The organism is Sphingobacterium faecale (assembly GCF_016746095.1).
In the GTDB taxonomy this organism is placed as follows: Bacteria; Bacteroidota; Bacteroidia; order Sphingobacteriales; family Sphingobacteriaceae; genus Sphingobacterium; species Sphingobacterium faecale.
The window spans coordinates 107,716-121,357 of sequence record NZ_JAERTY010000004.1; the positions used below are offsets into that span (position 1 = coordinate 107,716).

At 38.9% G+C, this 13,642-nt stretch carries 11 protein-coding genes; 5 read left to right on the top strand and 6 right to left on the bottom strand.

What is annotated here, in order from left to right; all coding sequences use genetic code 11:
• Positions 1-55 precede the first annotated feature (55 nt).
• Positions 56-1,273 carry an ABC transporter permease gene (locus JKG61_RS08430; RefSeq protein WP_202102538.1) on the bottom strand — a complete coding sequence of 406 codons (1,218 nt, stop codon included), beginning with the start codon at positions 1,271-1,273 and terminating at the stop codon, positions 56-58.
• 137 nt (positions 1,274-1,410) lie between these two features.
• Here JKG61_RS08430 and fmt point away from each other — a divergent pair, with 137 nt between their 5' ends.
• Positions 1,411-2,328, top strand: a complete 918-nt coding sequence (gene fmt, locus JKG61_RS08435) for a methionyl-tRNA formyltransferase (RefSeq protein WP_202102539.1) — start codon at positions 1,411-1,413, stop codon at positions 2,326-2,328.
• Between the two features lie 6 nt (positions 2,329-2,334).
• Here the strand turns inward: fmt and JKG61_RS08440 are convergent, their stop codons facing one another.
• A complete protein-coding gene (locus JKG61_RS08440; protein WP_202102540.1) occupies positions 2,335-2,547 on the bottom strand; it encodes a helix-turn-helix domain-containing protein in 213 nt (70 codons plus the stop codon).
• Between the two features lie 250 nt (positions 2,548-2,797).
• On the opposite strand from JKG61_RS08440, the gene JKG61_RS08445 reads away from it, so the two are divergent.
• Complete coding sequence (locus JKG61_RS08445) at positions 2,798-3,658, top strand: sigma-70 family RNA polymerase sigma factor (protein WP_021069785.1); 861 nt, start codon at positions 2,798-2,800, stop codon at positions 3,656-3,658.
• A 70-nt stretch (positions 3,659-3,728) separates the two neighbouring features.
• Here the strand turns inward: JKG61_RS08445 and JKG61_RS08450 are convergent, their stop codons facing one another.
• Positions 3,729-4,460, bottom strand: a complete 732-nt coding sequence (locus JKG61_RS08450; protein ID WP_202102541.1) for an SIMPL domain-containing protein — start codon at positions 4,458-4,460, stop codon at positions 3,729-3,731.
• A gap of 295 nt (positions 4,461-4,755) precedes the next feature.
• Here JKG61_RS08450 and JKG61_RS08455 point away from each other — a divergent pair, with 295 nt between their 5' ends.
• From JKG61_RS08455 to kdsB, 3 genes are all read left to right on the top strand, one after another.
• Positions 4,756-7,578, top strand: coding sequence for a S9 family peptidase (locus JKG61_RS08455; protein ID WP_202102542.1), 2,823 nt, complete (start codon positions 4,756-4,758; stop codon positions 7,576-7,578).
• 164 nt (positions 7,579-7,742) lie between these two features.
• Positions 7,743-9,932, top strand: coding sequence for a glutamine synthetase III family protein (locus tag JKG61_RS08460; protein WP_202102543.1), 2,190 nt, complete (start codon positions 7,743-7,745; stop codon positions 9,930-9,932).
• A gap of 262 nt (positions 9,933-10,194) precedes the next feature.
• Entirely contained in the window at positions 10,195-10,938 is a 744-nt protein-coding gene (kdsB, locus tag JKG61_RS08465) for a 3-deoxy-manno-octulosonate cytidylyltransferase (protein ID WP_202102544.1), read from the top strand.
• A 24-nt stretch (positions 10,939-10,962) separates the two neighbouring features.
• Here the strand turns inward: kdsB and JKG61_RS08470 are convergent, their stop codons facing one another.
• Genes JKG61_RS08470 through JKG61_RS08480 form a run of 3 tightly spaced genes read right to left on the bottom strand, consistent with a single transcriptional unit; the run spans position 10,963 to position 13,599 of the window.
• Positions 10,963-11,856 (bottom strand): aldo/keto reductase, encoded by an 894-nt coding sequence (locus JKG61_RS08470; RefSeq protein WP_202102545.1) that lies wholly within the window; start codon positions 11,854-11,856, stop codon positions 10,963-10,965.
• Entirely contained in the window at positions 11,843-12,616 is a 774-nt protein-coding gene (locus tag JKG61_RS08475) for an FKBP-type peptidyl-prolyl cis-trans isomerase (protein ID WP_237249416.1), read from the bottom strand. Before JKG61_RS08475 ends, JKG61_RS08470 begins: the two co-directional genes overlap by 14 nt.
• A complete protein-coding gene (locus JKG61_RS08480) occupies positions 12,613-13,599 on the bottom strand; it encodes a glycosyltransferase family protein (RefSeq protein WP_202102546.1) in 987 nt (328 codons plus the stop codon). The genes JKG61_RS08475 and JKG61_RS08480 overlap by 4 nt, the downstream gene beginning before the upstream one ends.
• Positions 13,600-13,642 lie beyond the last annotated feature (43 nt).

Consider the following 13,642-nt stretch of genomic DNA (forward strand, 5'->3'; position numbering starts at 1 on the left):
GTAGGTAAAGTACGAAAAAAAGTAGATTTTTGGAAAAATAAGGGTCTTTTAAGGGTTACTTGAATTGTATTGTTTTAATAGGAGAAATGCGCGAAATCAACATAGAGGGAATAAAAAGCGTCAATAAGGCAATAAAAACAATACTCAGATTAAGAATAACGACTGTTACAAAGTCTATCGACATCGGTACGTATTCAATATAATAAATCATTGGATCCAACTTGAAGAATCTTGTCTCATTTTGGAGCAGGTAAATAAATAAAGCAACGCTATTTCCAATCAATAATCCATATCCGATCAAATACAATGAATTCAGCAGAAATATCTTCCGTATCTCTCGATTAATCATTCCCAAAGCCTTCAACATTCCGATTAAAAAGGTTCGCTCCAAGATGGTAATCAGCAGTGATGATATCATATTGATTACGGCAACAATCACCATAAGCACAAAAATAATGTCATCGTTCATATCCAGCATCTTCAACCAGTTGAAGATATCAGCCAAATGCTCCACAATATTCATGGATTTCATTTCTAAAGGCAGGACATCATCGACCTGCTCTGTAGTCGCTTCCAACTGCTTAAAATCTTTTATCCGAATTTCATAAGCCCCAGCATCCCGCTCTCCTAAATTGTTAAGACGTCGAATTAAATCCAAAGAACCAATGACATAATTTTTATCCAATTCTTCAGAATTAGTACGGAATATACCACGGACGACAAATTTACGTTTACGCGTTCTGTTGTCCTGCACAAAAGACATGATAAATCCATCATTCAATTGTAGCTTCAACCGTTCGGCCAAATAGGCTGATATCAACAATTGACTATCCCCATCCTCGGCCTGGAGATTTAAAGTATCTCCTTTTACCAACGTCTTTGCCAGAAATGATTGATCATAAGTAGACTCTACTCCTTTCAGTAGCACCCCTTCGACCTCTCCATTGACATTCATGATCCCCACCTTTGTAGCAAAAGGCGAGATAGAAACAACGTTGGGCAGATTTCGAATCTCATCCAGCTTTGCAGCAGAAAGAGAGATTGGCGCATTCTCCGCCTGGCTCAAATCCTGTTTGGTAATAATTATATCGCTAAAAAAACCACGCTGCTTTGCTGTTATCTCATCCTTAAACCCTCTTAAAATCGCTACAGAGAGTAAGATTGCAATAATCGCCAAGGCTAAAGCTCCAATAGTGACACGCACAATAAGCTTAGAAAAGGTACGTTGTCCCTTAAATATGATTCGCCTTGCAATAAATAACGGAAAATTCAAGCTGAAATATAATTTTGTAACTTCGCAAAGTTAATACTTTTTGAGTCGTTACGATAAACATTTCCTTGTTCTTGAATATTTTAATTGCAAACTCTTGATTTTGATTTTTTAATTTCTAACTTTTAATTTCTTTATATATGCGTATAATCTTTATGGGCACCCCTGACTTTGCTGTAGCTTCTCTAAAAGCACTACTCGATGCCGGACAAAACGTAGTGGCAGTAGTCACTAGCCCCGACAAACCTGCAGGCCGTGGACAAAAACTACATCAATCTGCCGTCAAATTATTTGCCTTGGAGAATAGCCTCCCTGTATTGCAACCCGAAAAGCTGCGGGCTCCCGATTTCTTAACAGCACTCGAATCCTATCAAGCCGACCTACAGGTTGTAGTTGCTTTTCGCATGCTTCCTGAAGTTGTTTGGAATATGCCTCCCTTGGGCACTATAAATGTCCACGCCTCTCTATTACCGCAGTACCGAGGCGCTGCTCCTATCAACCACGCCATTATCAATGGTGAAAAAGAAAGTGGTGTAACCACATTCCTACTACAACAAGAAATAGACACAGGCAACATATTGTTGAACGAAAAAGTATCAATAGAAGACAGTGATACTGCAGGAATATTACATGACAAATTAATGTATGCAGGTGCAAGAACATTAATAAAAACAATACAGGGACTAGAAAACGGTAGTATTACAGCTATTCCGCAAGACGAGGCCGAGAGTAAATCCCTCAAACATGCACCAAAAATATTCAAAGAAGACTGCGTTATTAACTGGGACAATCCTACCGATCAAGTCTACAATAAGATTAGAGGGTTGAGTCCCTATCCTGCAGCATACACCTTATTGGATGGTAAAGTTTTAAAAATATACGAGGCCAATAAAGAACGGCTCCCTTCAAAAAGCACTCCTGGAACTTTCGACACGGACGGGAAAAGTTTCTTAAAATTCAACACAACGGACGGATGCATCAGCTTAATCTCCCTACAGATCGAGGGTAAAAAGCGGATGTCCATTGAAGAATTTTTAAGAGGTTACCGTTTTGACTAAAACCATCTATTTAACGTCTTCTTGATAAACAATAATATCACCAGGTTGGCAGTCAAGTGCTCGACAGATGGCTGCCAACGTGCTTAAACGAATTGCTTTTGCCTTTTGATTCTTTAATATGGATAGATTAGAAAGCGTTATACCAACGCGTTCGCTAAGTTCATTTAAAGAAACCTTTCTCTTTGCCATCACTTCATCCAAACGTATTACTATACCCATGATCCTCTATATTTAATTTTCTTTACTATAAAACATTTTTCCAAAAAAAAGGTTTTAAACATAGAATATTATTTTAAACATGACAATGTGTAACAGAACATAAATTTGGAACGATTTTTGATGTTAATTATCAGTTTTACTATCTTGCATAACTACCTCAAAATGAGTAAATAAATTACAATTTTGTTACACTCAATAATCATATTTTTTTGTATTTTTGCAACATTCCAGAAGAAAGGTATAAATTTTAATGAGACAGCTCAAAATTACACAATCGATCACGAATCGTGAATCTCAATCTCTTGACAAGTATTTACATGAAATTGGTAAAGTTGACTTGATTACTGCTGAAGAAGAAGTAATCTTAGCACAACGGATTCGCGAAGGGGATCAAGTGGCATTGGAAAAACTAACAAAAACCAACTTACGATTCGTCGTATCCGTAGCTAAACAGTATCAAAATCAAGGTCTTACTTTAGGAGACTTGATCAACGAAGGAAATCTAGGACTTATAAAAGCTGCTAAACGATTTGACGAAACAAAAGGTTTTAAGTTCATTTCTTATGCTGTGTGGTGGATTCGTCAATCTATTTTGCAAGCTATCGCTGAACAATCACGTATCGTACGCCTTCCCCTTAACCAAGTGGGATCATTAAGCAAAATCAGCAAAGCATTTTCAAAACTAGAACAAGAATACGAAAGAGAGCCTTCTCCAGAAGAATTAGCAGACATCTTAGAAACAACTGTAGATAAGGTATCAGATACATTAAGTAATTCAGGTAGACACGTGTCCATGGATGCTCCTTTTGTACAAGGAGAAGAAAACACCCTACTCGATGTATTAGAAAACTCTGATCCAGATACAGATAGTTCATTGATAGATGAGTCATTATCCGAAGAGATCAAAAGATCTTTATCAACTTTGACAGAACGCGAGCGCGAGATTATCGTGTTGTTCTTCGGTCTAGGATCCAATCACCCACTTTCACTTGAAGAAATCGGTGAAAAATTCAGCTTAACGAGAGAGCGTGTACGTCAGATAAAAGACAAGGCATTACAACGCCTACGCCACACCTCCCGTAGCAAAATTTTAAAATCTTATTTAGGTTAACACAAACAACCAATAAAGGAAAAGCGCAAGAGAATATCTTGCGCTTTATTTTTTTGATATATTTTATAACTTATTGACCATAACTGGTCTTTACTGTAATATTAGCCGTCTTCAGCCTGGAGCTTGTATTAAACACGCCACCGTAAGAAAAATCTTCGTTATCATTTTGCCCGGTAATCTGAAATATCCCCAGATCTGCTCGCAGCAAAGTACCCAATCTCGAACCAGATTCTTTTGCTATATTTTCCGCACGAGCTTTTGCGTTCTGCGATGCTTCAGCAATCAACGAAAGTTTTAAGTCCTCTAATTTAGAGTAATAATAATTAGGAGAATTCGAACTAAGCTCCACCCCCTGAGAAATCAACGTTGAAATTTCTCTTGATGCATTATCTACCTTATCCAGATCTTTGGATTCTACGCTCAGAACCTGAGTCAAACTATAACCAGAAAAAGTATTATAGCTATTTCCACGCTCATCGGTATGGTAAGAGAAGTCTTTTGAGATATTAACGGCCTCAAACAAGATCTCATTTTCCTTTATACCTCGCTGAACCAAAAAATTCTTAACCAAGTCCCGATCTCGCTTCAACTGCTCCGACGCTTCACTGAGATCCATAGATTTACGGCTGTAGGACGCAGTCCATTTAACAATATCAGACTCAAAGTCTTTCTTTGCATTTCCTGTTACATTTATCGTATTGTTCACTTTAAACTTGTACTTATAAGCACCAGCTAATAAAAAAGCAGAAACGACTAAAGCTAAAGCCGCTATAACACCAATTACAATTCCCGTTGATTTCATATGTATATAATTTGTCTTTTATCTGTCATATGGAATATCCAAACTATATTCATTCGTGTTTGTGCAGTTGTTGCTACATGGATATTTCATATGTATATAATTATTCTATGATCCGCAAGCTGGCAGATCGGTTTGTTTTCATTATCCACCTTATCTTCTTCTATTCAACTCCTATATATAATAATTTACGTGCCAAAAATTACATATATTCTCTTCTATGTAATTTTTCTATTCGCTATTCGTGAATGCGCACCATTTTATCTAAGTTTGGTCTAACTGAACAATCATTTATTACATGAAGAAAACCATATCAATGTTTATTATTTGTAGCGTAACACTACCAAGTCTTATCGCACAAAAAAAACCGATAGACCATTCCAGTTATGATTTATGGAAAAATATTTCAAATGTAGATGTGTCTAAGTCTGGAAATTATATTTTCTACACTGTAAGCCCACAGGAAGGAGATGGATACATCGATTTAAAAGACAAAAAAAACAATCTATTGCAACGCTTCGAACGCGGCACTTCGCCAAAAATGACGAAAAGAGAGGATTTTTTGATCACTTTGATAAAACCACCATTCAAAGACACCCGTGAGGCTAAAATCAAAAAGAAGAAAAGTGATGACTTTCCAAAGGACTCACTTGAAATATTTAACATCAATAGTCAAAACAGAATAGCTATCGGCGCTATAAAAAACTATAAACTAGCATACTATCCAACTAATTTCATTGCTTATACACAAGAGCTGAATAGTTCGGCAACGGCTGACAGCACAATAGCTAAAAAGGATTCCACGGCATCCAAATCTCCGAAAAAGAGCAGTATAGCTAAAAAAGAAAATGTACTTATACTTCAACAGTTGCAAACAAAAGATACGGTCCAGTTCTGGAAAACAGACAGCTATCTCTTTAGTAACGATGAGAAATATCTTGTTTTCAGCAAAAAGACAGAAACTAAAGATAGCTCTAATGCTGACGGTCTCTATATTTACGATCTTGCAAAAAAATCGTTGAAGAAGATTAGCAACGGTAGAGGTATATATAAAAATATAACGTTTGACGATCAAAGTAACCATCTGTCTTTTTTAGCAGACAAGAGTCCTGAAAAAGCCTTACAAAAAGATTTCAGACTTTACCTATATCATATAGGCCAAGATACTGCCCATGTAATTGCGGGTAAAAATACCAAGGGAGTTCCGCCAGAATGGTACGTATCTGGTGATGGTCAACTCAATTTTGACGAAAGCTCCAAAAGACTATTTTTTGGCCTAGCCCCTATTCCTCCAGTCAAAGATACTACACTCGTAGATTTCGAAAACGCAAAGGTGGACATATGGCACTGGAAAGACGATTACCTGATGACACAGCAACTTGTTAATCTTAAAAAAGATATGAGCAAGAGCTATGACGCAGTCTACAATCTCGAGACCAATCAACTAATCGCACTTACTGATGACACCTTCGATCGTACAGCTTATACTGATGCAGCTACACAGGAATGGATTCTAGCCACTTCTTCTCTCGGAAATAGAATAGCCTATCAATGGCAAGCGTTTCAATTACAACAGATCTACGCTATATCGACACGGACAGGAGAAAGAAAGTCTATAAAATCAGATTGGCAAGGGCAGGCTTTTCTATCCCCTGACGCAAACTACATTGTGCTATTTGACGAAACAGAAGGTAACTGGTACAGTCATCATATCGCGAGCGGAACAGAACAGCGCCTGAACAAAGGCCTGAATGTAAAGTTTGCTGATGAGGAAAATGACATGCCTACAGCAGCAGCAGCTTACGGCATCGCCGCTTGGGCCGAAGATAACGGAGGTGTCTACATCAACGACAGATATGACGTCTGGTATTTTTCACTTGATGGAAAAACACAAAAATCTATCACAAATCAGTTTGGAAGGGCTAATGCTATTGTGCTTAGACCATTACTGATAAAAGACGGCACGCCCAGAAACCGAACTACGAAAATAAAAGACAATACCAAACTGTTGCTGACTAGCTTTAACGAGAAGAGCAAAGAAAATGGAATTTTCTCTGTATTGCTTTCAAAAAAACAAAATCCAACAGAAATTCTTCAAGACAAGTTTACTTTCAAGAATTTTAAGACAGATGATAAGAGCAATATCTATGTCTATACCAAAGAAAATTATACCTCGAGCCCAGACCTATATAGCACTACCGACTTTAAGGTAGAACAACGTCTCACAGATATCAACCCTCAACAGCGGGAATACAACTGGGGAACGGCTGAGTTGGTGAAATGGACAACACCGCACGGGTATCCAGCGGAAGGAATACTCTATAAACCTGAAAACTTTGACCCAAATAAGAAATATCCGATAATAGCCTATTTCTACGAAAGGCTATCTCAGGGATTGTACAGCTATCAAGCCCCGGCCCCAACGCCATCAAGGCTTAATATTCCGTATTTCGTCAGTAATGAATACCTTGTTTTTGCACCCGATATTCGCTATCAAACTGGGCATCCCGGAAGATCCGCCGAAGAGTATATCAACTCCGGCATGCGTTATCTAGCAAAAAACAACTGGGTCGACTCTACTAAAATGGCTATTCAAGGTCAAAGCTGGGGAGGGTACCAAGTTGCTCACCTTATTACAAGAACCAACATGTATGCTGCCGCTTGGACAGGAGCGCCTGTCGTCAATATGACTTCGGCCTATGGCGGTATCCGCTGGGGTACGGGCATGTCGAGACAGTTTCAATATGAGAAAACCCAGAGCCGCCTAGGTGCTACCCTATGGGAAGATAGAGAACGCTATATTGAGAACTCGCCACTCTTCTTTATGGATGAGGTAAATACCCCAGTAGCAATCATGCACAATGACAACGACGGCGCAGTGCCATGGTACCAAGGGATTGAAATGTTTACTGCTCTCCGGAGATTAGGCAAACCTGCATGGTTACTCAACTATAATGGGGACGACCACAATTTAATACAACGTCAGAACAGAAAAGACATACAAATCAGACAAAGTCAGTTCTTCGACCACTTTTTAAAGGGCAAACCCGCAGCGGAATGGATAAAATCAGGAGTCCCAGCAATAAACAAAGGAATAAACTGGGGATTCAACACAGAATAACACAAACAAACCCCCACAAACAACAAAAAAAGCTCTAGAAAATAAAAAATCTAGAGCTTTTTCATTTATTTTTTCAAAAAAAATGAAAAAAATAAAATTATCATTGTATTTTTGAACAGAAAAAGACAACAATAGCACAAAAACACAACCAACTCCACAACAAAATGTCAAACATCAGATTCGAATCCGTAAATGCAGCATCTTCTAGGCATGCATTACCCGAAGAAAAGGTCGTAACCAAAAGAGCAACTACTATTTTTGGTAAAAATGTTTTCACCAGTGCAAAAATGAAAGATTTCTTACCCAAGAATACTTTCAAGGAACTAACAAAAGCAATTGAAGAAAGTGGACCGATATCCCGAGAGATTGCCGAATTCATTGCACAAGCAATGAAGACCTGGGCGCTCCAAAATGGCGTATCTCATTACACCCACTGGTTCCAACCGCTGACAGGCAGTACTGCTGAAAAACATGATGCCTTTTTTGAGCCGGATGAAAATGGTGATGCCATCGAAAAATTCACAGCCGACGCCCTTGTACAACAAGAGCCAGATGCTTCTTCTTTTCCAAATGGGGGCATCCGCAATACATTCGAAGCTCGCGGATACACTGCTTGGGACCCTTCCTCCCCTGCCTTCATTTATGAATCTGCTGCAGGAAAGACATTGTGTATCCCTACAGTTTTTGTTTCCTACACGGGTGAATCTTTAGACTACAAAGCTCCTTTATTAAAAGCCGTAAATGCGATCGATAAAGCAGCTATTGATGTAGCGCAATATTTCGACAAAACAGTTACAAAAGTAAATACATCGCTCGGTATCGAGCAAGAGTACTTTTTGGTTGACTTATCACTATACAATGCCCGTCCAGACCTGCAACTGACAGGTAGAACACTTTTTGGCCACATGTCAGCCAAAGGACAACAACTCGAAGATCACTATTTTGGAGCTATCCCTGAACGTGTCCTAGCATTTATGGTTGACTTGGAAAACGAAGCTCTTAAACTTGGAATTCCATTAAAAACCCGACATAACGAGGTCGCTCCTTCACAATTCGAATGTGCTCCAATGTTTGAGGAAATCAATCTTGCCATAGACCACAATCAATTACTTATGAATGTGATGGAGCAAGTTGCTATACGTCACAACTTCAAAGTGTTATTACATGAGAAACCTTACTCTGGCGTCAATGGATCAGGAAAACATAATAACTGGTCACTGATTACAAACACAGGGATCAATTTACTATCTCCTGGAAAAACGCCAAAGAACAACCTTATGTTCTTAACGTTCTTTGTAAACACAATCAAAGCAGTACACGAGTACGCAGATTTGTTACGTGCATCTATTGCAAGTCACAGTAACGATCACCGTCTAGGAGCAAATGAAGCCCCTCCTGCTATCATATCTATCTTCTTGGGATCACAGCTTGACGAACTATTGGATGAGATAGAATCAGCTCGCGTAGCGAAGAAAGTGAAGTCGGAGGCAAATCTTTGGCACGGTATCCCAAAAATACCAGAACTTAAATTGGACAACACAGACCGCAACAGAACCTCTCCTTTTGCTTTTACAGGTAATAAATTTGAATTTCGCGCGGTAGGATCTTCGGCCAATTCGGCATTACCGATGACAGTATTAAATGCAATAGTTGCGGCGCAGTTAATAGAATTTAAAGCTGAAGTAGATAAACAAATCAAAAAAGGAACGAAAAAAGACTTAGCTATTTTAAATGTATTGCGGAAATACATTAAAGACTCTAGAGCTATTCGTTTCGAGGGCAATGGATACAGTGACGAGTGGGCTCAAGAAGCTGAATTAAGAGGCTTATCAAATATCAAGTCAACACCAAAATCGCTGGATATCTATGTTAAAGAAGAAACTGTTGCCCTATTTGAACGTCTGGGAATTTATTCCAAACGCGAATCGGAAGCACGTCATGAAATTTTATTAGAGAACTTCTATAAAAAACTGCAAATAGAAGCCCGTGTTATCGGAGAGGTTGTAAATAGTCAAATTGCCCCTGCCTGCTTTACTTATCAGAACGAATTGATACAAAATGTCAGAGGTCTGAAAGATCTAGGTTTGGCCAAAGAAGCTTATTCCTCGCAATTAAATCTAGTTGAACGCATCTCTAAGCATGCAAATACAATCTTAGAAAAATCAGAAGAAATGCGTCAGGCTCGTAAAAAAGCAAATACCATTGAAGATATGCGTGAAAAAGCAATTGCTTATGACGAAATCGTGAAGCCATATTTTGATGAGATACGGTACCACGTGAACAAATTGGAGAAGATAGTTGACGATTCAAAATGGCCCTTACCGAAGCTTCGAGAACTTCTCTTTATCCATTAGTATCTAACCCTACATCATATTAAACTCAAAGGCGCCTCAAATAATATAGGCGCCTTTTTTTATCAGCCCCCTCCCAACTTTAGCTTCGGTCCAGTCATCTCGTTGCGAATACTGTACATGCTTCTTCAGGCCATCCAGAGTGTGTACAGTCTTTTCTACATCAATATTTGAGATGCTTGTGTGTGAAACTTATGGATATTTCATATAAAAATGGTTTATTTGAGATTTATTGTTATTTTTCCTCAATAAATAGTACACACAAATGAAAACGATAGGCATAATTCCCGCGCGATACGATTCTTCAAGATTTCCTGGTAAACCTTTGGTAGATATTGGAGGACTTAGTATGATACAACGGGTATACAATCAGGCTAAACATGCTTCATCTCTAAGTGAAGTCATTGTTGCTACAGATGACCAACGAATATATGACCATATCAAGAGTTTTGGTGGAAATGTCGCAATGACAAAAGCAACACATCAATCCGGAACCGACCGCTGTGCTGAGGTCATCGAAAATATCCAAGGATTTGATGTCGTTATAAATATACAGGGGGATGAACCTTTTATTGACCCACAACAAATCGATCTATTAACGACCTGCTTCGAACATCCTCAGACCCAAATCGCAACATTGGTTCGCAAAGTCGAAAACGCTGAAGAATTATTCAATGAAAACAAACCGAAAGTAGTATTGAGTAAAAATGGAGAAGCGATTTATTTTTCTAGACAGACAGTTCCCTTTTTAAGAGGAGCGAAAAAAGAAGACTGGTTAAAACTGCGTCCTTACTACAATCACATTGGTATCTATGGCTATCGCGTGGATGTATTAAAGGAAATTGCGAATCTACCCTATTCTGATTTGGAAGCAATGGAAGCGCTGGAGCAGCTACGGTGGTTAGATAACGGATTCAGAATTAATACCGCAATATCCAATCATACGAATGATGCGATAGATACCCCAGAGGATTTACAGCAGATTATGCAGAAGTATTTCAAAAGTTGAGGCTAAAAAACATTAGCCTCAAAACTACAGATGTTGTTCATAACGTAATTGAGCCCCCATACCATCTAGCACAGCGCTTTGCAGTTTTTCCATTTCTTTATATGCTTGAATCAATTGATTGAACTGCGCAACGGTACGTGCACCTACCAACGCTGTACAAACAGCAGCATTACGTAAGACATAAGTTAGTGCAACAGCACTAGATGACACGCCGTACCCAAGGGCAATGGATTTAACTTTTCGTTGAATAGCCTCCGCTGCGCCCACATCCAGCCCCACATACCCCACAGCTGGCTTATTAACTAAGAGCCCCTGCCCCAACACTCCTCGAGCAATCACTCCTACTTCTTGCGATTTAAGAAAATCTAAATATTCCTCAGGCCGCGTATCCAACATACTATATTGCATCATATTGGATGAGATATTAGCCACTTTAGCGTAGTACCCAAACACATTAGGCCTAATCGAAGAGAGTCCGTAGGCCCGAATCTTACCAGACGTTTTCAATCGCTCGAAGATATCGATTACCTCATCAAAATTATCGGCAATCGTGCCACCATGTAATTGATATAAGTCCAGATAATCGGTCTGCAATCTCTTCAATGAAGCATCTACAGCCCGATTGATATATTCCTTGGACACATCCCATCCCCAACCATCTCCTGTCTCGTTCCAAACATTACCCACCTTTGTCGCCAATATGATCTCTTTTCGAAATGCCTTTATTCCTTTTCCCAATAACACCTCATTCTCACCTTTCGCATACAAATCCGCCGTATCGAAATAACAGACTCCTTCCGAATAAGCAGTCCTGATCAATTTCATATCAGCGGCTTCATCCTTACCAGAAAGTGACATAGCTCCAAAACCAAGAGCAGAAACCTCTAACCCAGATTTACCAAGGTTATTCAGCAGCATCTTTACTTTTTATCTCTAAAAGCTCTACTTCGAAGATTAATGGACTGAACGGGGGAATACCTCCCGTGCCACGCTCTCCGTAAGCTAGATTATAAGGAATAAAAAAACGGTATTTACTCCCAACTTTCATTAATGGAATACCAATTTGCCATCCTTTAATCACTCCTGTCAGGCGAAGGCTCAGCGCTTCGTTTCGATCATAGGAACTATCAAACTTCTCTCCATTAGGCAATGTCCCTAAATAATGGACCAAGACTTCGTCTGAAACAGTTGGATGCGCGCCTTCTCCTTCGGCCAATACCTCATACTGAACCCCTTCTTCGGTCACTTTAATATTCGGGTTAAGTTTATTTTTTGCTAGAAACTCCTCTCCTGGTTTACGAAGCTCTGCATTCTTCTGCTCCATCATTTTACGTACAGAAGCTTGGATTATCTCCGCACTTTTATCCTCTGTCAATAAAACATCAGTTCCTTTATAATAGGCAGATATACCAGCTGAAAGCATTTTTAAGTCCAAATTAAAGCCATTCCCTTTTAAAGACTTGGCGATATCCGTTCCCAATGCATAAGATAATGAATCCTTCTCTGTCTTTAAAACTATCGTATTTGTTACTGGAGCACCTTTTGAGGCAGTCTTTCCGGTAGACTTACTGTTGCTTTGTGTTCTTACAGGTTGTTTTTTAGATTTTGTCTGCGCATTGGCAATACACAAAGAAGCCCCACTAACCATAGCGAGAGCACATATTACTTTAAATTTCATTTATGGTTATTTACAATCGTTTCTATAATAGACATAGTATGATTTGGATAATCAACAGTTATGGGATTGTTATCATTCAACCACAGTTCTATATCATATTCAAACTTCTTTTTCAAGCTTTTAATAACAGGAATCCCCATTTTCTCTAAAGCTGCAGCATTCAGGTGCTGTTCGTATTGATTCTTCATCGGGATCACTAAAACTTTCTTCCCTAAATACAAAGCCTCCGCTGGCGTCTCAAATCCAGCTCCACATAAAACTCCCTCCGAGGAGGCCATACTTTTTACAAATGCGTCACTATTTATCGGATTAATACTTACATTTTTATAACGTAATGATTTGGAGTTATGCTTCGAAAAAACCTCCCACTTTGCCCCTTCAAACTTGGTTAAATGTTTTAAAAGATGTGCATCGTCGTACGAAGGCAAATATACCGTATAATGCCCGTCATTTGTCGGATCCAAACTACGAATGGACTCCCGAATTACAGGTGTATAAATAGATTTATGATAAGATTTAAAATGAAATCCATAGGCATCAGAAACAGGTGCATAATTTTTCATAATAAATTTACCCATCATATCTCCCTCGTCTGGCTTGGGACTGTCGGGGTGTAAGGCACCGATCTGATGGCTCAAGCCTATACAACGGATATCTTTAGTGTGGCAGGCCCAAGCGGTAATGGGTTCGAAGTCATTAATAACAAGATCGTACTTCTCAACAGGAACTGAGTTTATCTCCTGAATAAACTTCCGTATTGTAGAGCTCATAAAAGTTTTCCATAGATCCACGCCTCCGCTCTTGCCAAAAATAAAGCTAAGGCCGTGTAACCGGTACTTAATTTCAAAAGGTAATGGGATATCAGCCTGAATACCACTAATCAATACGTCTACTTCACCAAATTGTTGCAAACAAGGAATTACATCCATGGCTCGACAAAGATGACCATTTCCGGTTCCTTGTATGGCGTATAATATTTTCATCGTTTATCTAAAGTAAATCGAAAATACTGTTTTTTTTTCATTT